Below are 18,753 nucleotides of genomic sequence, written 5' to 3'. Positions count from 1 at the left end.
TGCCTGGCGACGCGGGGATGTCCTGTCGTGAGGCTGGGGAAGCCAGACTCTGTGATATAAAAAAGGGGCGTTACCGCCCCTGCTAAGCGATCAAACCTGAAATGCTTCAACCATGCCGCGTAAGGCGTGCGCCTGCTCTGACAGGGAGTGCGAGGCGGATGAGGATTCTTCAACCAGCGCCGCGTTATTCTGGGTGACCCCATCCATCTGACTGACGGCAACGCTGACCTGCGAGATCCCCTGCATCTGCTCTGACGAAGCCATTGATATTTCATCCATCGCGCCCGCCAGTGCATTGACCATGCCCACGACCTTCAGAATACTTTCTCCGGTCCCGGCGGCGACATGAACGCCGCTATCCACCTGTTCCACCGCATGTTCGATCAGTTCTTTGATCTCTTTTGCGGCAGTGGCGCTACGCTGTGCCAGGATTCTGACCTCGCCAGCGACGACGGCAAAACCGCGCCCACCCTCGCCCGCCCGCGCTGCCTCAACCGCCGCATTTAACGCCAGGATATTGGTCTGAAACGCAATACTTTCAATCACGCCTGTGATGTCGCGTACTTTTGTCGCGCTCAGGGCGATGTCATTCATGGTATGAGACATGCGCTGGACTTCGGACTCGCCGCTGCGCGCCAGGGTTGCAGCCTCGCGGGCAACGGTAGCCGTATGTTGTGCACTGGCCGTATTGCTCTTCACCGTGGCGGTGAGCTGTTCCATACTGGCCGCCGTTTCCTGTAGGGCGGCAGCCTGCTGTTCAGTACGTGATGACAGCTCAGTATTGCCCTGAGCGATTTCATCGGATGCCGAGGCGACGGAGCCGGCGGTCTCTTTGATTTGGCTAACCAGACGCCGCAAACTGGACTGCATATTCGCCAGAGAAGCAAGCAGACTGGTTGAATCGTTGGCACGCAAGGTGACCGGTGCGGTTAAATTGCCGCCGGCAATCGCCGCAGATAATGCCTGCGCCTGAGCAGGTTCACCACCGAGCTGACGCATCAGCACGCGTATAATCATATACCCCGCTGCGACGGAAACGACCACCGACAGAGAGGCAAGAATCAACAGAATCAGCGTGGCCCGGCGCACATTTTGACTGGTGATTTCAACGGACTTTTCACTGTCTTCCATTTGCAGCCTGGTCATCTCTTTCAGCGACTCAAGTAATTGCCCTTGCAATGGCCGAACCGTTTTTATCAGATAAGACGTCGCGTCCTGCTGCTTGTTTTGTAAGCCAAGCTGGCCGGCATGTTCCAGCGCCGCCAGCACCGGGCCCTCGCTACTTACTATCTTATCAAAGGCCTCTCTGGCCTTTGGCGTTGAATCTCTGGCAACCATTGCAGCCAGACGCTCACGGTTCTCTATATAGCTCGCTTTTTGCGTGACAATACGTTGCCACTCTCGCTGCATTTGGTCGGGATCCGTAATCAGGGCAAGGTTACGCACAATGACGGCCATGTCACGTAACCCACCGTACATGTCCATCCCCACACGGTATTTCTTCATTTTGACATTTATGGCTTCATCCATGCCGTTACGGGCATTATTCATACCGGTATAGGCCACTGAGGTACAGATAATAAACAGCGTAATTAAAAGGCCAAAACTCATCGTCAGGCGCGTTGAAATTTTCATTATGGACTCCCTGCTTATGGTGAAAAACAGGTATCGGTTAAAAAAGTAAAATCCACAGTAAAAATTAATAAGCCCGCAATAAAAAAATAACAACCCATTGATAATTATGAATTTTTAATAAAATAAAAATAATTTGACGAATATTAAATCTTAAACTAAACGAGAAGAATTTCATTTAGAAAAAGAGAATAAAACATTGTATTGGTTACTTTCTGGCGATAAGAAAAAAATATTCAATCTTGGTTAACAGGGAACACTCACCGTTTGCCGCTGCGGCGTCAGAGCGTGCACCACTTCTTCACTGTAAACAGTGCTTAAGCGCAGGAAAACACGCAGGCGATGACGCACGCAGCGACACAAAACGCGTCACAGGGATTGCAACACAACCCTCAGCTTCGAAAGCGTCTTGCGGGAGTAAGCGGAATGTATGTTTAACCGGTCCTGAGCACGTGGCGATACTCATCGTAAGTCATATGACTTTAATTATCTGACCAGAATATTACCCGGTAAAAGCCCCTGGAAGACTTTATTGTTGGCTAAAAAAATAAGGACCGCCATTATCGTCACCCCTCAGGATAACTTTAATTTTTTTTCATTCTTTGGGAGCGAGGCTGCTTTTTTATAACAAGCATCCCATATATACCTATTTATGATTAGATAAAATTAAAAAAGAAAAATAATTTGGCTTAGCCACACTGAAAAAAAATTTAGTGAATCTTTTACATGATAAACAGAAGAATGCACTCTATACTGTCTTTCACTGTGAAAAATGGGCCTCGCCCTGCCGTTAAATCAAACAGATCGTTGATAATAAGCGAAAAATTTCCATTCTATTACAGTAAAAAACATAACATAATTATATTTTGATGATTTTATCAAAAGACACCACTCCACCTGGACCGCAAGTAATGAAAAACATTCTCGACAAACTCGGCCTGCCGACAAAATTTCTTATCCTCGGTATTTTTGCTCTGGTTTTATTTATATTACCTACCTATCTATTTATTCAGACGGGTAATGAAGCGATTAACGTAAAAACACAAGAGTTACAGGGCGTACCGATCGAAAAAGATATCCTGACATTACTTAACCTGATACAGCGCCATCGTGCGGAAAGTGCCATCGCTATTTCCCAAAATAAGCTGGATAACGCGCCACGCGTAGCGCTGGCTTCTCAGATCGATGCAATGTATGAAAAAATAGCCTCTGAATTGCGTCAATATGATGCCAGCGCACAACCCACTCAGCGTTTTTTAAATGTTCAGACGCATGGTCACAGCTACAACAGGACGTGTTAACGGGGAAGTTAACGCTGTCGAGCAGCCTGACGCATCATGCCCAACTCATTCAAAACCTGCTGGACACGAATCAAGACATTCTTGATTTGTATAGTCTCTCTTTAGATGCCGACCTGAATACTTATCAACTTATCATGAGTATTTATGGCCGCCTGCCAGAGCTGACCGAAACGCTCGAGAAATGGTAGAGAGATATACGTAATTTTATTTTCAATATATTCCCAACCAACGGAGTAATGCTTTCCATATTGCGTTGGTTAAATCACCCCTCTTAGTGAAAACTCATCAAGAATTTAAATTATATAAGCTTCTTACCTGTTCACTAAGCAATTAGTTATGTTTCTCTTAAATAAAACAATTATTATTGACTGTAAAGATAGTTCCAACATAGCTCAAGTTGGAGGTAAAACGCATTAGCTCAACAATTTTTTCATAGTGTTATAATGACATGAAAATAACTACTATACTTAAACAGAAATTTGACAAATTACATAGCACGATATACCACCTAACTTTTAAATTATATGATAAATCCATCTGATAAGAGAATCCGACTGGACAATCACCCACTTTATGTATTTTTAAAAACCGACAGGAACGCATCAATGTTTGATATTAAAGACGAGAAATTTACGTTTGCGGTTTCTCCATTTGAAAGAGTGGTCGATAACGACATTGACCCTGAACATCATCGCTGGGACTGGATAAAATCTTTTGTTGAATTTTCTGTTCCTGGCCTGAAAGCACAGTTTCAAACTGAATTTACGGTAGGTGAGCTACTGGAACTACGTGAGCAATTTGCAGCGCACCATAACGCTTTAATTGCTCAACGTGAGATAAAGCCTTTCGAGTTTCAAGCCAGTGCCATCAACTGAATATGATAATCAGGAAAGTAACCGGCGAAGAGGGTGTAATTATTGAATATAACCTTCGTCCTGAAGCGCATGCTGACAGCGCTCAGGTGAAAGGTGATTCGGCATCAATGAGAGCTACTTCCCAGATATTTTAAAACGGCTGGATGAGATGATTGAATGGCAAAATTAAGCCTTCACGCCTCTAAAATTTCCTGATAGTCCCCGCTGTAACGGGGATGTTTCTGTTTAGGCTTTCCCGGCCAACTAATATCCGGTGCCGTTAAGGTCTCCACGCGGTAGGTTCTTCATTGCTCCAGTAGCGCTTTCTCGCTCTCCATGGCGATGCCCAACTCGTCCGCATCCTGCAAGGGCGGAATAACGTATTACACCTCACATTACGCTAAGAATGGCACACTTGACCTACTCACATTTCCCCATGAGTTTGCGCGGACCAGCCACTGTAAAACAGGTCCGCAGATCCTATACGCTTTCCTGGATTGCTTTCGCTCAACGTTTTCAGCTTTGGCAAAATTTTGCTCTCAGTGCGTTGGTAACGCATACAGAGCGTACAGCAGGTATGCTATTTTTTAAACCTGACAAATATCGGTAATTTTTTTTGCCAGACAGATAGCGGCAATGCCCAGCAAAATCGATGTTATACCGAGAAAAAGCATTAACGAAAGGAGATGGCTAAACATCCGCCCAGGCTTGTGAAGTCGCTGAGTCTGACGAGTTGTTCTGGGGTTAGTGTACGAACCACTATTTCCGGGAGAATCAGAAAAAATATAATGAATGCTAAAACATAAATCGTCTTATTTTTTCCCTTTTTCATTATTTCCTGTCTGAGTTTGAGGGTAAGGTATTTTCTGTTTTTGATTTTTCTTCATCCGTCCAGTGACCTGCTCGGGCCGAGTCAATCAGTAATTGAATGGTCAACGCCTTTTCTGCTTTGCCATTATCTTCATGAAAATAGCGAGTGAAATTGATTCATCTAAATTAATTGAAAATCTCTCTGTGAATTCCTCTAGTAAATCATAGGCATCTAACGGGTCCATTCGAAAATCTTCATTAAGATCGGTATTATGTTTGAGCGGATACCGCTTAAAGGTAAATATGCTGCGATCATTGTAAGTCTCAACAAGATCGAGTACTGTTTTTTCTGTCTCGTCCATTATCGTAATCTGCTCTTCTTTCTGGCAATCTTATTTTATTTGAATGTTATCTCATAGCTAATCTTGTAAGCGTACAACTTAGATTGCTCATTCATTATAAGGATCTTACATCCTGATATTTACTTTGAGCAAGTCAATATGGGTAAGGCCCGATTCACTGAACATCATATTACAGATAAATATTGAAACTTCATGGTTTTTGAAAATCGCCATGAAAAAGATTATACGGTTGAGGTTAAACCCACTACTGTATGTTATATAAAGATAAGCAACGATACCGACCCAGGCAACCACAAACCCATTGGGTAAAATGGAACGAATCGCACAATAAAATAAGCACCAACAACACTGACTATAATCGGTACAAGATAGAAAAAAGATTGCAGTAACCATACAATAAAAAGCTTCATTTACTCAAAACTCCATCAAAGCCTCAGCTATTTTATCAAACTTGTAATGGCCAAATTAAAAACTTCACAATAGCGAAATTTAGCTTTTTTCATTTACCACACATATAATTAACTCAATATTTCACGCACAAATTACCCCTCCGGCTCAATTCCCCTTGCCTTTAATGCCTCTCTCGCCAGGTTCTTCAGCCAGCTTGCCAGACTAATTCCTTCTTCAGTTGCAACCGCATCGAGCTGTTTTTTCAAGGCCGGATCAATGCGCATTTTAAATTGTGGAGACTTGCCTCCACCTTTTGGTTTTTTTTCACGCATTATTATTGACATGTGGCCACCTACTCCCTCAGTTTAGCCTCATAAAAGACCACATTAACATGAGGCCTTTGTAAGAGCAACGCCCCGGCAGTGCAGCAACACATACCGGAGCGTCTGACCACAACGTTCACTCTAAGGAACAACGCTATGGCTAACACCGATAGTAACACAACCGCCCATCATCAAATCTTGGACATTCAGCCAGTTATCGAATCTGCGATCTCAAACCTCTTGAAAACGCCGCTTGGCACCACGCACGATCTGTTTCAGGTGCTGGATACGTGCGTGCGCTATGTGGATGCCCTGATTGAATGTCACGATATCGCCGCTCGTATGGCACTGTGCGGCCGTTTGCTGGCTGCACTGGAAGTATTGAAAGTTCTGTTAGACCAGCCACTGCCAGAACACCTGATTAAACGCCTCACGCTGGAGAAAGGTAATGACAAAGCCTGTCGCAGCGGTTGTTCGATAGATTTGGAAGAGATGCGGCAATATTGCAGCGCATTGACGTTAGTGTTGCTGAATCAGCCGGCTTCTACAGACTTGCAGAAACACATCACCGGCTTGTTATTCCAGATGATTAACATCATGACTGATGACTTAACCGCGCCGCGTTTTGTGCAAACAGCGTCGGGGCTGGTGATGATCGATAGCAAATTTACAGATAGCGTTCATTAATTCCGGCCCTTTCCCTTCTTCCCTGTGGAAGAAGGGAATTCGCATACCGAATTCAAATCCCAGCGCGGACTTACTCTTAGTACCAAAATACTTTATCACCCCTGCGTTTTCTTCTGGCGAAAATCGCCACGCTTTTTCTCTCTTCACCGGAAGCCTGTTTTGCCTGACTCATATCAGTAAAATCTTTTTATTCCGTACAGTAATTGCCAGTGTCCCCAAGGGCCCCGGCCCTCACCACCGTACAGTTATTAACAGAACTCCCAGAGGCCGCTGTCGCGCCCTTAAACGTCAACGGCTCGCTGGCCTTCAGCCTGATCTCCCAGCGATCCCATCCGGGCCGCAGCCATAAAAAAACCCGCTTTCGCGGGTTGGGCTTACAGCAACTGCGGTGACGGGTTATTGCTGCCTTTCGCCATCACCGGCACGGTATTAATCTGCGCCGGTTCGACGATAATCCCGGATACGCTCTCCAGGGTTTTAAAGGTACAACTGCAGTTAATGTTCTGGCACTGGTGATAACGTTCTTTCGTCTCTTTCGAAACGTAACGGCTGCTTTTCGTATGGGCGGCGGTCTGACATTTTGGGCAATGCATCATAGTTGTTCTCCTCTCTGGCATAGTGCAACATTAGCCAAAGACTAAACAAAAAGCAACAATAATTAGACTTAATCTAACCCGCTTGATTTTCTACTAAGATGTAGTCCACGTTTTCAGTCATCAGCTCCAGGTTCAACTGGGTGGTAAAGCCACTTTTATCGAGGGTATGCACGATATTGGTAATCAGCCATTTTTGATTATCGATGACCGATTTAAAACCTTGAGCTTTGACCGGCGTTTCAGGAATCAACTCCGCAGCACCCAGCGCCAGTAGGATCTTCAGCGTAGCCCGATTGCGTTGCAGTTCCTGCCACTTTGCCTTAGCCGCCTCCTCTGCTTCCTCCTGGCTACTGAAGTGCGTATTCAGTACATACAGCTTCTTATTGCTGCCAAAAACATAGGTTTTTCCCGGGTCTTGTTGCCCGATTGTGGGGATGTTTTTGGCCGCGGGATGGACAGGGTTCACCGCCGGTGTTGCTGGCGGTATCGTGTTGACGGTTACCCCTTTCTGCTGCGCCTTTTTCTGATCGTACCATTTTGCTTCTACGCCACTGTAATCGTCGCGCTTAAACAATTTGTACTCATACTTATCGCCATCCTGTCGGTTCAGATTCAGGAGTGAAATCGGCTTTCCGCTCACGGTCACGCCCTGCCCGGGGCAAAGAACTGCAGCATTTCTTTTTAATTGTCGCCACCGCGCCAACCAGCATAGCCAGACGAGTAATAAATGTGCCGTCCGTTTCCTGTGTTTGATCGAGGTGCTTAATCTTTTTCTTAGCTATCTCCTGCGAAACTTTCCACTTGAGGTTATTACGTTTCGCGATTTTTTCCACGGCCTCGCCAACCGTCATGTCTGGATATGAATCAGTGATTTTAACATCGAGCGAACCGCTAAAATCGGCGCTTCGGGCGACCACCGTTATCGTGTCCGGCGCGCCCTGGTAGGTGACCTCATCAATGAGGTAGATGCCTTTATTTGCAAGCGGCTGTCCTTTCCAGCCAATCTCCAGGGCGACTTTTGCGCCAAAAGGCGGCATGACCAACTGGCCGTCGCTGTCGTCCAGCGTCAGCTCCAGTTGATCGGCCTGTAAGCCACGGTTATCCGTTAACTTCAGAGAAATCAGCCGTGGGCGAATATCTTCCGTTTTATCCTTCGTCTCAATTTTGATATTGAAGTCCGGCGTCGGCGCAACGCGCAGAGGCACCGGAATCGGGGCGATATCGCTCATCTCAGCGCCCTCCGCTCAGCGCAGAGGTAACGCTGTTGATGACAGAACCCACCCGTTGCGCTGCGTCACTGGCCCGGTTTTGCAGTTCTTCCGCCTGCCTTTTTAAGTCGCCGAACATGCTGGTCAATGAATCGTCTACCCGCAACAGGTTGAGGGTAAAGCCTATCTTGCGCGCGCTGCCGTCGCTGTAGAATTCGGTATGCGTGGCCGAGAAATCTGTTACGACAAACATGCCGTAAATAATGCCATTGCCGCCAATCAGCGGCCACGCCAGGCCTTCATCGGCCATCGCCTTCAGTGCCAGCAACGTGACATTGCCGCCGGTGATTTCAGGCCGGAGCTCGCCAGACAGGGTGATTTTATCGTCACCGGCACCCAAAAACTGGGTCGACTCACGTCGCCCTACGCGACTGTTTTTTGCCCAGCGATAGCCCACGTCATGCTTCAGATTGTCGAAGGGAAGGGTTTGCCGTACAAACGGCATCATGCCTAATATCATCATCATGGTGAATTAATCCCGGCTAAACATGGAGTTATAGCTGCTATCAGCCGTGGACCACGGCGATGCCGTGGAATACTGTGCAACGGCCTGTCCAATCGCCTGGGGGTCTCCTGTCGCATAGATGTTGTTGGTTACGGTGTGCTGACGGTTATCCACGTTTGAATTGTTAACCGAAGGCAAAGGCTGATTGAGCGTGCTGTTAAGGCTGGCGCGCGATGCGGCCGGACGGGCATCCGCGTTATCCTCATCCTCGTCATCCTGCTCGCGCATTTTGGGCGGTGGCAGCTTGTCTTTCACCTTGTCAGATTTCTCATCGATGATGCCAAGTTTGCCCAGTACCCAGTCAATGCCGCCCCGCAGTTGGTTAAGGGCTTCACCAGGCAATTTCAGTGCTGTCGCCAGCATGTTGCCAAAGCGCTGTCCCATCTCACCTGCTGAAGCCAGTTCCTGCTGAGAAAACTTCACGGGTTCCAGCAGCTTCGAGAACCAGGCGCCCAGCTCGGACACTTTGTTACTGAACCAGTCAAATACCGGCTTCAGCGGCGCGAACGCGTCGCTGATCGGTCCCATCGCCGCGCTGAAACCTTCAGCAACGCCGCTGATAAAAGCGCTAATCGGTTCCCAGTACTGGTAAACCAACATGGCGCCCGCCGCGATAGCCGCGCCAAGCAAGACCACCGGTAGCGTAATCGCCCACAGCGTGGCCGTAATCGCGCCACCGATGATGGCAAACGCGCTGCCCAGCAGCTCCACACCCGCCATGATGGTGCTCAGCCCGCTAATGACGGCCAGGCAATGTTCCCCACGCTGGCCAGTGAATCCACCAACGTCAGCCCACCGGCCGCCAGCGTCAGCAGGCTGTCCGAGAGCTGGGGATTGATATTCATGACGCCGGTCAGGACGGACTGTACGGACAAGCCATCCTGAGTGATAGCCTGCAGGCTGGTATCAACCGACGCGTCTGCGGCTGGCGGCTGGGCAGCGGGCGCCTGAGACAGCTGATCCAGTCGGCCACTGGCTGCGCCCTTCATCAGCACTGCGGCAGGGGCGGCACCCTGTTCACCAAAAATGGCCTGCAGATAAGCGGCTTGTTGGGCTGCGTCGAGTTTATTTTTCTCAAACGCCGCCTGTACCTGACCGAGTACCGCGAAAATGGGCTGGTTGTTGCCCTGGTCGTCAGCGGTTTGCACATTCAACGCTTTCAGAGCGCTGTCTGCGCTGGCGTCCGGTGCCTGAACATGCGTCAACATGGCGCTGACGCCAGCACCGGCCTGGCTGCCCGTCATGCCGTTTTCTGCCAGCACGCCCATCATGGCCGCGGTCTGACCGACGCTTACACCGGCGTTCTTCGCGGCTGGCCCTACAGCGACCATCGCCGTCTTAAGCGCGGTAAAATCGGTTGTTTTATTGGCAAAGGTCGATGAGAGCACGTCGCCTAACTGACCAACCTGGTCATCTGCAATGCCGAACGCGTTTTTAATATTGAGCACCAAAGACGCGCTTTCTTGCATGCTACGTTGCGTCGCGTTTGCAAGGTTAGCCACTGCCGGTGCTGCAGCTTTTGCCTCACCCGATGAGCCACCCGATTGCGTAATCGCCGCGCGGGCTTGCACAATCTCATTTGCAGGTGACAGGTAATCAATGACTTTTCGGCCCTTCTCAACAAAGTCTTTGGCCTTCGAACTGGCACTTTGCACGTTATCTGCCAGCGCCATGCCGGCACGGTAGCGATCGCGTATGCGGTTGAGCTTGTCCTGACGTTGATTCAGCCGATCCATGGACTGACCCTGCGCATTGAGGGTGGATGTCGTCTGCTCGGCTTGTTGATTCAGCTTCCGGCGCTCACTGCTCAACCGGCGCGTGGAAATCCCGGCGTCATTCAGCGCCTGGCGTTGCTCCTGTACCGACTGACGCAGCTGAATATTTTTTTGCTGCAGCGCGTTAGCCGACTGACGCAGCTTATCCAGCGCCTGCGTTTGTTCCGCGGTGGGGTTTTGGGTGTTTTTAAGTTGAATGGCGAGTGCTGCCGCTTCTGCCCGGGTATTTTTGAGATTTTGTTGGGTCAGCGTCAGTTCTTTGCGTGTCGCCCGGAACCCTTCAATCTGCGCGGATTTAGCGTTGAGCGCATCCAGGTGGTCCTGCGTTTCCTGGATATCCGCAGACAGTTTTTCTGTTTCTTTACGCACGGCACTGAACGGGCGCGTCGCCCGATCAACCGCTTCCAGCAGCACTTGCAGCTTGAGCGTGTTACTCATCTGAGGTTACTCCACTGCGGATCATCACTCTATGCCGCCAGTCGAGTAACTCTTCCAGCGACATGGGATACATTTCTGAGGGGGGCCAGTGAAAAACGCTGGCAATATCGGCCATCAGATCATTGACCGTCATATCGCGGGGCCAGCTTACGTGGCCGATTTCGCTGACAAAAAACCAATCACCTTGCCGCCCAGGGCAATCAGGTCAACCGGGTCCAGCGCATTGCATTCCGCTTTGGTCAGCGAAGGCATCGTGATGCGGGGCAGCACCATCAACAGCGCATCCACATCGGACGAGGCCAGCTCGGCCAGTCGTACACCGCGCAGCGCGCCGGCGTTCGGTTTGACCAGCTCGACCTGGGCGATCACTACATCACCGCGTGAAATCGGGCTTTCCAGCACCACCAGGTTGTCTTTCTGTTCCGGCTTATCCAGCTGTTCCATTTTTTCTCCATCTCAATCAAGAGGGGCCAGCGCAGAACGCGCTGGCCTTTGTTATTACACCAGGCCGAGATTTTTACGGCGCTGTTCCAGACGATCGACGCCGTTGACCTTCTCCACCATGTTGACGGTGTCGATTTCAATCAGCTCTTTGCCATTCCAGGTCAGTTTGAAATAGGTATTTTTGCTGGTGACTTTGGTTTCGGCGTTTTCACCCTGCTTGGCTTCACCGAAGTCAAACGCCTGGTGCTTACCGCGCACTTCAATTTCAACGGCAATCTCTTCGCCGGTGTCATCGCGCTGATAAGAACCGGTAAAACGTAACGGAACGTTGGCCGTTGCGCCCCACTGGCTGAGTACCAGCTCATCCATACCGCCCAGCGTCCACTCCATATCGAGCGCCGCATCGTCCAGGCCGTTATCGATAAACGCGGCGCCGTTCATGCCGCCTGCGCGATAGGTATCCAACTTGCGTGACAGCTTCGGCAACGTAACGGCGGTTACAATGCCCTGATAGCTGTTTGAATCATTAAAGAGGTTTAACCCTTTGAGTTTACGTGGCAGTGCCATTTATCCGGCTCCTTAGCTGTTTACGGATGCGGCGAAGTTCGCCAGATAGGTATCAGTGATGCGCTGACGCAGCGTCAGATCTTCCAGCGGGGGCACCGGCGTGTAGTCGTAATCGATAAACAGTTTGCCCGCCTTCAGGCTCTCTTTATCGTTCGCGCTTTCGTCGTACCAGCAGTTCGCCCCCAGCAGATAACCAGCGCTGACCAGTTCACGGAACTTCGCGTTGATGCCGGCGATGATTTCGCGTACCAGCACTGGCGTCAGCGGTTTATCGTTGGCCCACATGTGCGCTTCCGCCATGATATCGGCCAGCACCTGCGCTGAACGGGTGTAGTTCTCAAACGCGAAAAGCGGATCGTCGCTACAGGTGCGGTTGCCCCAGAAACGGAAGCCGTCTTTGCGGATTAGCGTGGTGACGCACTTCTCATTCAGCAGATCGGCATCGGTGCCAGTCTGTTGCAGATCCCAGAAAACGTCTGCAGAGATGCCGGTTACGCCATTGACGCCCACGTTGGACAGGGTTTTATGCCAGCCCGTATCGTTGTCAATTTTGGCGCGCAGGCCCAGCGCACGTGCGGTGGCATAAGCCATTTCAGATTTGCTGGTCGCGGTGTTCCAGGCAATAAAGTCTGGCCAGATGACCATCAGCTCACGCTGGCTAAAGTTTTCGCGGTACTTCATGGCATCAGAGATGGTTTTGCTGTTCCAGGCGGACACGTAAGCAAAGCCACGCAGCTGCTGCGCAATGCTGGCCAGCGCGGTCGCCACTTCCAGCGAATCCAGCCCTGGCACGCCCAGAATACGTGGCTTAACACCCAGCTGAGTTTGCGCGCTGAGCAGCGCCTTCATGCCGCTGTATTTACCGTTCGCGTCTGTCGAGCCAATCAGGTTAGAGGTGGTTTCCGCCTGACTCGCGCCTTCTGCTACGCGAACCACGACAGTCACTGGCTTCGCCTGGTCAGCAATCGCCTGCAGCGCGGCCGCCAGGGTGCCCTGGGTACCGGCTTTGCCGATGGCTGCCTGCACGTTGGTCAGCAGAACAGGTGTGTTAAGAGGGAACGCCGTTGCATCAGCATCTTCTGCGGTGCAGATCATGCCAACAATGGCGGTTGAAACAGTCGAGATGGTGCGTGTGCCGTCATTAATTTCGACGACGCGGACACCGTGATGAAAATCAGACATCTGTAGCACTCCGTGTTGAGGGTGTGCTCAGAGTGTCAGGTCAGCAGAAAGGATGCATGCGATTGCAGTTTGCTGGCGCGTGGCTAAACAGCGGCGATAATTTACAGGGTAACGGGGCTGTCAAAAGCCTTACTCCAGAGCCGGATATCCACGTTTTGACGCAGCCCCTCTTGCCAGAACGGGTCCTGCTTCAGGAGGGTTTCAACAGCTTCTTTGGATGCGGCTTCCACAATCCATAACGCACCATCGGGATGAGCCGTGGCATGCTCTCTGAGGGAGCCCGCAATCAGTACGCCTGACCTGACGCTTTCCAGCCACTGCAGATGAGCGTCCATATAGATTTTGCGGATATCAGCCCGGTCGGCACGATCGTAAAAACGTACGGCAAACAACATAGTTTATTCCTGTTAGTTACTGCTGTGATCGGTGGGTTTAGTGGCGTTGACTGGAAGGTAGCGATACAGGGTTTTGACAGAAATATCCAGCACCAGTGCCACCTGGTAACGTGTGGCGCCGTTCGTCAGCATTCTTTTTGCCCGTTCCACGACGTCCGGCGTCATAATGCGCCGCCGCCCACCAATACGTCCTTTTTCTCGCGCAGCGGAGAGGCCCGCTCGCGTGCGTTCAACGATCAATTCACGCTCCATTTCCGCCAGGGCGCCCATCACATGAAAGAAAAAACGCCCCATCGGCGTGCTGGTGTCGATGCTGTCCGTCAGGCTACGGAAATTGACTCCACGTTCACGCAGCTCCTCAGTGAGCATGACCAGATGACGCATGCTGCGGCCAAGCCGATCCAGCTTCCACACCACCAGAGTATCGCCTTCTTTTAACGTCCTGAGCGCCCGCTTTAGGCCTGGTCGTTCGCTGGTCTTACCGCTGATTTTATCCTCAAAAATCTGTTCACAATTTGCACTCTGCAAGGCATTCCGTTGTAAATCGGTGTTTTGGTCATTTGTTGACACCCTGACATAGCCAATCAGCATCATTTTTCCTCTGGTAAAAGGTGGGGAGTTTGCCATTGCGTAGGTTACAGGGGCCAGGGGTTTGTTTCGCGAAAACCTCGGTTTTGTAGAAGCGGTTCAAAATGAAATTTCGCGCTCCCGAGGCGTTAAACAATTCACGAGTAACGGCAAGTTCCAGGTCCCGGATGGCGTAAGCACTGTCTACTTATCCGGATGTGCTGCTGGAGGCGGCGGGGGCGGTGGCGGTTGCCGTACAAACACCAGTGAATTTGGCGGTGGCGGCGGTGGCGGTGGCGCTGGACAGTCAGTTATTAAGCGCGCCATAACAGTTAAGCCGGGAGAAATGATCGATGTAGTCATCGGGGCTGGTGGTGCCGGTGGAACCACGTCAGTAAACTCCGATGGCAAAGCTGGAGGAGTTGGTGGCAATACTGTTTTTGGCAATTATTTGACCCTCATCGCCGGTCAGGGTGGAGACCCTGGTGGTGGTGGTTCAGCGCAGTATGGCGGAGCTGGCGGAGGAGGTTATCCTCGCGGAAGCACTGGAAATGATGGAGCAGGAACAACGGGCTCGACGATTGGAACAGGTTGCGGCGGCGCAGGCGCATCATGTCCATTCGGTGGAGGCGGTGGCTCCGTTCGCTCATCTTCCGCAGGTAGTGCTGGAGGCCAAAATGGTTACGTTGGTGATGGTTATGGTGCTGGCGGTGCAGGTGGTTCAACAGGAATAAATGGTAAAGGGGCTGTGGGGCAGCCAGGTTTAGTCATAGTCGAATGGTAACTGGGAAAAAATTTTTTCTCACCAAAATTTAATAACCCTGAAGAAATAATCCGGCCAGAAATAATTAAAAATATTCAATCTTTCCATGGTTAATTTTTAATTTATATTTTTTTTGAGGGTTATTTTTAAAAATATACTTCAGCATAAGTTTATTAACGCAATCCATAACAGTTGAAGCCATAACCTGGAATTATTTACCAATCATTTTATAAGCATCTTTTTGATATTTATGAGATTTAAAGTAAGACCCGCTGCCGCGGGTCTTTTTCCGACGTGGTGTTCATTTCCTGGGCGGCACGAACATACCTTTTACATACTCCCAACCTTCTTCAGGCTTAACTTCACATTCTGTGATATCAACCCACTGAATAGAAGGGTGGAACAATTCCGTTATATCATCTTCCGTTGAAAATAGTTCTCTTACTGTGTTTTTTTCAATTCGCGCATAGTTTTTCATGCATATTCCTCAATGATAATAATGCCATCGCCACCGCCCCCTCCATTTTGAGCAGATGAATTACTAACAGAAAATGCACCGCCGCCGCCTGATCCAAACGCGCCAGGATCACCAGACAAAGATGAGCCTGCAGCAATAGGATTTCCCCCTCCACAGAAAAACGATGCGCCACCACCTCCACTCTCATAGCCCGAGCTTAAGGTAATTGCTGGGGTTCCTGCAGAGCCTCTGACATTCATGTGATTACCACCATAGCCAATACCACTGCCGCCGTTAGAAAGTAAGCGATTCTCTCCGTAGTTAAATGCCGTACCACTTGCCGCTCGAGCACCGCTTGATGCAGAGAGGTATCTACCAAAACTGCTGCTTTGCCCTGATTGCGGCTCGTTACCACCGACTCCACCAGAACCACCCTTTCCGACGGTTAGCAATATGGGAAACTCAAGCTCATCGACTGAATGCCAGGAGATAGCGGTACCACCCGCCCTCCACCTGAGCCAACCGCTCCCTGATTTGCTCCAACTGCAGAAGTCCCACCGCCACCGCCGCCGCCTCCTGTAACGATTATTTTTAGTAGTCTCGCGGTCGGTTTTGCATAAGTCGTATTTTGACTGAAAATATTTACCTTCAATAATCGGCCAAAAAGCTTTTCGTCTAAACCGAGGTTTGTATCCTCTTTTTATTATTGGCACAAAGCCCGGAAAAACTTTAAAACCTCGGTTTAGGCGAAGGCTCTGCTTTGCCGGTTGGCGTGCCGGTTCCCTGGCCTTCGGAAAATCCGCCAACTGGGTGGCTAAAGTGTAATGGTGCCGCTTTCAGCGCTGCCACCTATCCGCTTCTGGCTAGAGTGTACCCGTCGCTTAAATTGCCAGATCTACGTGGAGAGTTTATTCGTGGATGGGATGATGGAAGAAATGTCGATAATGGAAGAACTATCTTCTCTGCACAAGGAGATGAAATTCGTTCGCATAACCACAAATTTGTTAACGAATACGGAACCCAACCCCGAATTTATTGCATTCACTGATCAAAATAGCGAGTCAATAGAAATAATGGGACAAGCTGGCAATCGTTGTCATACATATATATTTATGGAAACACGGGTGGATCAGAGACACGACCACGCAACATTGCATTTAACTATATTTTGAGGGCTGCATAATGTTAAGAGCTCAGTTGGATAAAAATCTCATAGCTATTAACTCTGGGGAAGTTAGTGTTTATAATTATGATGGTATTTCACGTGAATATCTTTCAACTATCACTGAAGCTCTTGCTAAAGGAGTAGGCCTTCCTGCTAATTCATGTGTCGACGCTCCCTTAGAAAAAAAGAGGGCATGAAGGTTTGCAGAACTAAAGACTTTCTGCATGGGAGTATATTAGCGATCATCGTGGTGAAACTGTCTACAACACTGAAACAGGGGAATCATTTATTATAATGAACTGGGTGATTACCCAACCAATACAACTTCAAAAGTTCCAGCTTCAGAGTACTGTAAATGGGATGGTGAAAACTGGGTTGAGGATTTTTCGCTTAAACATGAAGCTGATAAAAAAATTGCAGAAAAAAACCGAAATGATATTTTAAACAGTATTGATAACACAATATCAGATTGGAAGATTGAACTTTTTCTTGGTGATATTAGTGATAGTGACAAAGCAAAACTATCAGCTTGGATGGCGTATAAAGCTTCGGTCAAAGCCGTCGATATATCGACGGCTCCTGACATCATTTGGCCGACACCTCCGGTGGCAAAGGCCATGTGATATCTGGCACCTGATAAGTTTTAATTTCTTTTAATTTTCTTATATAGGCCAGCCAATCGATTAAGCTGGCCTTATCCTTGTCAGTTATAATACCTAATTGCAGTTCTGTCTGCCAGATACTAATTATATTTTGCGCATTAACCAATAGTTCATTTTGTTTTTTTTCTGCGAAGCCTACTTCAGCCTCGTGCTGCACACGGCTATCGGTTATCCATGTACTCCCATCCCATGAATCATACTTTGTTTTTGGTTTGAGAGTTGTAGTATCCTTTGGGTATGGACCTATGGTTTTTATTATTCTTTCATTACCCGTTTCAGTGTCATATACAGTCTCACCGCGGTGATCATCAACTAATTTCCATTCATCGTTTTCATAAACGCAAGTAGTACCTGCTTTTCCTGATAAATTTGGCTTGATGGTTGAAAATGCAGGAATGCCAACACCTTTTAAAATATATTCCTTTGATATATTTTTAAACTCTCCAGTCACGGCATCGTAATTGTATACCTCCAAAAAACATCTTTTGTAGATAGTTCGTTTTCGTCAAAAGAAAACTCTTGTTTATTATTCATTAGATTGCCCTTAAAATATAATTAAATGCAATGTTTCTTGGTCGACTTATACCATAAACACCACGGCCCACGTGTTAGATGAATAATCATTCGTGGCTGGTGTCATTGAGATATACATCCAGCAATGCTTGGTAAAGGTGTATCGTCGTAACCCCAGCGAGATTTTTCAGTTAAATTATTTATCGTGACAAGCGTATTTGCGCTTATTCCATCGTCTCCAACAACTACTGATCCTTGTTGATAAGAGAGGAGACTTCTTCCGCTATCAACCCCCGTCCATCGTCCCAGCCACGTATAAATTCCCCACGCAAATCCGGCAATTTAAGCGACGGGTACACTCTAGCCAGAAGCGGATAGGTGGCAGCGCTGAAAGCGGCACCATTACACTTTAGCCACCCAGTTGGCGGATTTTCCGAAGGCCAGGGAACCGGCACGCCAACCGGCAAAGCAGAGCCTTCGCCTAAACCGAGGTTTTTGAGAACCTCCGCCACCAGCCCCGCATCTTTAATCTCTGCCAGCGCTTTAGCCGTTTGCAGATACTGGCTATGAGGGTTTGCCGCATCGACATGCTTCTTCATCACGTCGTCGGTATAGGCTTTCACTTCGATGACTTTGTCATCCACATACTGCCGCGTGGCCAGCACCACCGAAGGATCAATCTTTAATGTGACGGCACTGGTGCTGTTCACGATCAGAATCATGCGCACGGTCTGGGTACGGCCGCTGCCTTCCTGAAGTTGTGGCTTATAAGTTTCAGCGCAGTTTGCCACCGCAACCATAACGCCATCGGCGTCATACAGGCCAATTTCGCGGATCCAGAAGCCACCTTCGCCTTCAGGGATAATCTGCTCAGCAATAATCTGACTAGCGTTCGCCGCATCCACCTTCAGTGAATTCAGCGCGGCGCGTCGCTTTTCGCCGACCAGTTTGGTCTGTGCAGGATCGGGCGTGGGCAAAGTGCCGCCGCCATCCCCCACCGCCATTTGGGTGATTTGCAGTTGGGTACCCAGGGCCGCGGCATTGGCCAGCTTTGCCGCGCCCTGATTGGTCAGTAGGGCAAAATATTTCGTTGTCAT

Annotated in this window: 23 protein-coding genes and 3 pseudogenes; 7 read left to right on the top strand and 19 right to left on the bottom strand. The window is 49.2% G+C overall.

Translation table 11 applies throughout. From position 1 onward, the window contains the following. Positions 1–90: 90 nt before the first annotated feature. Positions 91–1,635, bottom strand: a complete 1,545-nt coding sequence (locus tag GC087_RS24985) for a methyl-accepting chemotaxis protein (RefSeq protein WP_324029593.1) — start codon at positions 1,633–1,635, stop codon at positions 91–93. Positions 1,636–2,543: 908 nt separating this feature from the next. Between GC087_RS24985 and GC087_RS24980 the strand changes: the two genes are divergently transcribed. Both GC087_RS24980 and GC087_RS24975 read left to right on the top strand, forming a co-directional pair. Further along, positions 2,544–2,933 (top strand): hypothetical protein, encoded by a 390-nt coding sequence (locus tag GC087_RS24980; RefSeq protein WP_324030790.1) that lies wholly within the window; start codon positions 2,544–2,546, stop codon positions 2,931–2,933. Positions 2,934–3,538: 605 nt separating this feature from the next. Further along, positions 3,539–3,808 (top strand): hypothetical protein, encoded by a 270-nt coding sequence (locus GC087_RS24975; RefSeq protein WP_324030789.1) that lies wholly within the window; start codon positions 3,539–3,541, stop codon positions 3,806–3,808. Positions 3,809–4,719: 911 nt separating this feature from the next. Here the strand turns inward: GC087_RS24975 and GC087_RS24970 are convergent. Both GC087_RS24970 and GC087_RS24965 read right to left on the bottom strand, forming a co-directional pair. After that, entirely contained in the window at positions 4,720–4,959 is a 240-nt protein-coding gene (locus tag GC087_RS24970) for a DUF1493 family protein (RefSeq protein ID WP_324030797.1), read from the bottom strand. A 542-nt stretch (positions 4,960–5,501) separates the two neighbouring features. Next, positions 5,502–5,693: a toxin-antitoxin system HicB family antitoxin gene (locus tag GC087_RS24965; RefSeq protein WP_054633078.1), complete on the bottom strand. Its 192-nt coding sequence runs from the start codon at positions 5,691–5,693 to the stop codon at positions 5,502–5,504. A gap of 135 nt (positions 5,694–5,828) precedes the next feature. Here GC087_RS24965 and GC087_RS24960 point away from each other — a divergent pair, with 135 nt between their 5' ends. Next, a complete protein-coding gene (locus GC087_RS24960; RefSeq protein ID WP_324029608.1) occupies positions 5,829–6,359 on the top strand; it encodes a hypothetical protein in 531 nt (176 codons plus the stop codon). A gap of 374 nt (positions 6,360–6,733) precedes the next feature. Here GC087_RS24960 and GC087_RS24955 read toward each other — a convergent pair whose 3' ends face one another. The 12 genes from GC087_RS24955 to GC087_RS24900 all read right to left on the bottom strand — a co-directional run bounded on the left by GC087_RS24955 (position 6,734) and on the right by GC087_RS24900 (position 14,120). Next, positions 6,734–6,955 (bottom strand): ogr/Delta-like zinc finger family protein, encoded by a 222-nt coding sequence (locus GC087_RS24955; protein ID WP_033739904.1) that lies wholly within the window; start codon positions 6,953–6,955, stop codon positions 6,734–6,736. A 73-nt stretch (positions 6,956–7,028) separates the two neighbouring features. Next, complete coding sequence (locus GC087_RS24950; RefSeq protein WP_324030796.1) at positions 7,029–7,529, bottom strand: contractile injection system protein, VgrG/Pvc8 family; 501 nt, start codon at positions 7,527–7,529, stop codon at positions 7,029–7,031. A gap of 13 nt (positions 7,530–7,542) precedes the next feature. Beyond that, positions 7,543–8,184, bottom strand: coding sequence for a phage late control D family tail protein (locus tag GC087_RS24945; protein WP_324030795.1), 642 nt, complete (start codon positions 8,182–8,184; stop codon positions 7,543–7,545). Between the two features lies 1 nt (position 8,185). Next, positions 8,186–8,689, bottom strand: a complete 504-nt coding sequence (locus tag GC087_RS24940; protein WP_033739905.1) for a phage tail protein — start codon at positions 8,687–8,689, stop codon at positions 8,186–8,188. 6 nt (positions 8,690–8,695) lie between these two features. Then, on the bottom strand, positions 8,696–9,448 hold the full coding sequence (locus GC087_RS24935; protein WP_324030794.1) for a hypothetical protein: 753 nt from the start codon (positions 9,446–9,448) through the stop codon (positions 8,696–8,698). A gap of 8 nt (positions 9,449–9,456) precedes the next feature. Further along, on the bottom strand, positions 9,457–10,941 hold the full coding sequence (locus GC087_RS24930) for a phage tail tape measure protein (RefSeq protein WP_324030793.1): 1,485 nt from the start codon (positions 10,939–10,941) through the stop codon (positions 9,457–9,459). Continuing rightward, a complete protein-coding gene (locus tag GC087_RS24925; protein ID WP_033739907.1) occupies positions 10,934–11,074 on the bottom strand; it encodes a GpE family phage tail protein in 141 nt (46 codons plus the stop codon). Before GC087_RS24925 ends, GC087_RS24930 begins: the two co-directional genes overlap by 8 nt. 14 nt (positions 11,075–11,088) lie before the next feature. Beyond that, the gene (locus tag GC087_RS24920) at positions 11,089–11,385 is read right to left on the bottom strand and encodes a phage tail assembly protein (protein WP_033739909.1); all 297 of its coding nucleotides are present in this window, start codon (positions 11,383–11,385) and stop codon (positions 11,089–11,091) included. 54 nt (positions 11,386–11,439) lie between these two features. Continuing rightward, entirely contained in the window at positions 11,440–11,952 is a 513-nt protein-coding gene (locus GC087_RS24915) for a phage major tail tube protein (protein ID WP_033739911.1), read from the bottom strand. A 12-nt stretch (positions 11,953–11,964) separates the two neighbouring features. Continuing rightward, positions 11,965–13,134, bottom strand: coding sequence for a phage tail sheath protein (locus GC087_RS24910; protein WP_324029604.1), 1,170 nt, complete (start codon positions 13,132–13,134; stop codon positions 11,965–11,967). A 101-nt stretch (positions 13,135–13,235) separates the two neighbouring features. Next, complete coding sequence (locus GC087_RS24905; protein ID WP_072193727.1) at positions 13,236–13,529, bottom strand: YciI family protein; 294 nt, start codon at positions 13,527–13,529, stop codon at positions 13,236–13,238. A 12-nt stretch (positions 13,530–13,541) separates the two neighbouring features. Next, positions 13,542–14,120 carry a recombinase family protein gene (locus GC087_RS24900; RefSeq protein WP_058702291.1) on the bottom strand — a complete coding sequence of 193 codons (579 nt, stop codon included), beginning with the start codon at positions 14,118–14,120 and terminating at the stop codon, positions 13,542–13,544. 461 nt (positions 14,121–14,581) lie between these two features. On the opposite strand from GC087_RS24900, the gene GC087_RS24895 reads away from it, so the two are divergent. Then, complete coding sequence (locus tag GC087_RS24895) at positions 14,582–14,830, top strand: hypothetical protein (protein WP_110268423.1); 249 nt, start codon at positions 14,582–14,584, stop codon at positions 14,828–14,830. Positions 14,831–15,160: 330 nt separating this feature from the next. On the opposite strand, the gene GC087_RS24890 is transcribed toward GC087_RS24895, so the two are convergent. After that, on the bottom strand, positions 15,161–15,337 hold the full coding sequence (locus tag GC087_RS24890; RefSeq protein ID WP_166649059.1) for a hypothetical protein: 177 nt from the start codon (positions 15,335–15,337) through the stop codon (positions 15,161–15,163). Next, positions 15,334–16,029, bottom strand: a complete 696-nt coding sequence (locus GC087_RS24885; RefSeq protein WP_324030792.1) for a glycine-rich domain-containing protein — start codon at positions 16,027–16,029, stop codon at positions 15,334–15,336. The genes GC087_RS24890 and GC087_RS24885 overlap by 4 nt, the downstream gene beginning before the upstream one ends. A gap of 59 nt (positions 16,030–16,088) precedes the next feature. On the opposite strand from GC087_RS24885, the pseudogene GC087_RS25915 reads away from it, so the two are divergent. From GC087_RS25915 to GC087_RS24875, 3 genes and pseudogenes are all read left to right on the top strand, one after another. Further along, a pseudogene (locus GC087_RS25915) lies at positions 16,089–16,281 on the top strand (phage tail protein); the annotation flags it as partial. A gap of 146 nt (positions 16,282–16,427) precedes the next feature. Beyond that, positions 16,428–16,499 (top strand): annotated as a pseudogene (locus GC087_RS25910) (phage tail protein); the annotation flags it as partial. A 263-nt stretch (positions 16,500–16,762) separates the two neighbouring features. Beyond that, entirely contained in the window at positions 16,763–17,104 is a 342-nt protein-coding gene (locus tag GC087_RS24875) for a tail fiber assembly protein (RefSeq protein ID WP_324030800.1), read from the top strand. On the opposite strand, the gene GC087_RS24870 is transcribed toward GC087_RS24875, so the two are convergent. Both GC087_RS24870 and GC087_RS24865 read right to left on the bottom strand, forming a co-directional pair. Beyond that, complete coding sequence (locus tag GC087_RS24870) at positions 17,067–17,618, bottom strand: tail fiber assembly protein (protein ID WP_324030791.1); 552 nt, start codon at positions 17,616–17,618, stop codon at positions 17,067–17,069. The two genes, GC087_RS24875 and GC087_RS24870, sit on opposite strands and share 38 nt — an antisense overlap. A 284-nt stretch (positions 17,619–17,902) precedes the next feature. Continuing rightward, positions 17,903–18,698, bottom strand: a pseudogene (locus tag GC087_RS24865) (phage tail protein); the annotation flags it as partial. Positions 18,699–18,753 lie beyond the last annotated feature (55 nt).

It is taken from the genome of Pantoea sp. JZ2, from assembly GCF_035191405.1.
GTDB lineage: Bacteria > Pseudomonadota > Gammaproteobacteria > Enterobacterales > Enterobacteriaceae > Pantoea > Pantoea stewartii.
Note: the sequence above shows the minus strand (reverse complement) of the source record. Positions and strands in the feature narration are given on the sequence as shown.

Bases quoted from the DNA above. Each gene is read 5' to 3' on its own strand.
- GC087_RS24900 (WP_058702291.1), bottom strand. From the start codon at position 14,120: ATGCTGATTGGCTATGTCAGGGTGTCAACAAATGACCAAAACACCGAT.
- GC087_RS24965 (WP_054633078.1), bottom strand. From the start codon at position 5,693: ATGTCAATAATAATGCGTGAAAAAAAACCAAAAGGTGGAGGCAAGTCT.
- GC087_RS24890 (WP_166649059.1), bottom strand. From the start codon at position 15,337: ATGAAAAACTATGCGCGAATTGAAAAAAACACAGTAAGAGAACTATTT.
- GC087_RS24975 (WP_324030789.1), top strand. From the start codon at position 3,539: ATGTTTGATATTAAAGACGAGAAATTTACGTTTGCGGTTTCTCCATTT.
- GC087_RS24930 (WP_324030793.1), bottom strand. From the start codon at position 10,941: ATGAGTAACACGCTCAAGCTGCAAGTGCTGCTGGAAGCGGTTGATCGG.
- GC087_RS24935 (WP_324030794.1), bottom strand. From the start codon at position 9,448: ATGGCGGGTGTGGAGCTGCTGGGCAGCGCGTTTGCCATCATCGGTGGC.
- GC087_RS24970 (WP_324030797.1), bottom strand. From the start codon at position 4,959: ATGGACGAGACAGAAAAAACAGTACTCGATCTTGTTGAGACTTACAAT.
- GC087_RS24925 (WP_033739907.1), bottom strand. From the start codon at position 11,074: ATGACGGTCAATGATCTGATGGCCGATATTGCCAGCGTTTTTCACTGG.
- GC087_RS24910 (WP_324029604.1), bottom strand. From the start codon at position 13,134: ATGTCTGATTTTCATCACGGTGTCCGCGTCGTCGAAATTAATGACGGC.
- GC087_RS24905 (WP_072193727.1), bottom strand. From the start codon at position 13,529: ATGTTGTTTGCCGTACGTTTTTACGATCGTGCCGACCGGGCTGATATC.
- GC087_RS24915 (WP_033739911.1), bottom strand. From the start codon at position 11,952: ATGGCACTGCCACGTAAACTCAAAGGGTTAAACCTCTTTAATGATTCA.
- GC087_RS24960 (WP_324029608.1), top strand. From the start codon at position 5,829: ATGGCTAACACCGATAGTAACACAACCGCCCATCATCAAATCTTGGAC.
- GC087_RS24940 (WP_033739905.1), bottom strand. From the start codon at position 8,689: ATGATGATGATATTAGGCATGATGCCGTTTGTACGGCAAACCCTTCCC.
- GC087_RS24985 (WP_324029593.1), bottom strand. From the start codon at position 1,635: ATGAAAATTTCAACGCGCCTGACGATGAGTTTTGGCCTTTTAATTACG.
- GC087_RS24920 (WP_033739909.1), bottom strand. From the start codon at position 11,385: ATGGAACAGCTGGATAAGCCGGAACAGAAAGACAACCTGGTGGTGCTG.
- GC087_RS24955 (WP_033739904.1), bottom strand. From the start codon at position 6,955: ATGATGCATTGCCCAAAATGTCAGACCGCCGCCCATACGAAAAGCAGC.
- GC087_RS24980 (WP_324030790.1), top strand. From the start codon at position 2,544: ATGAAAAACATTCTCGACAAACTCGGCCTGCCGACAAAATTTCTTATC.
- GC087_RS24945 (WP_324030795.1), bottom strand. From the start codon at position 8,184: ATGAGCGATATCGCCCCGATTCCGGTGCCTCTGCGCGTTGCGCCGACG.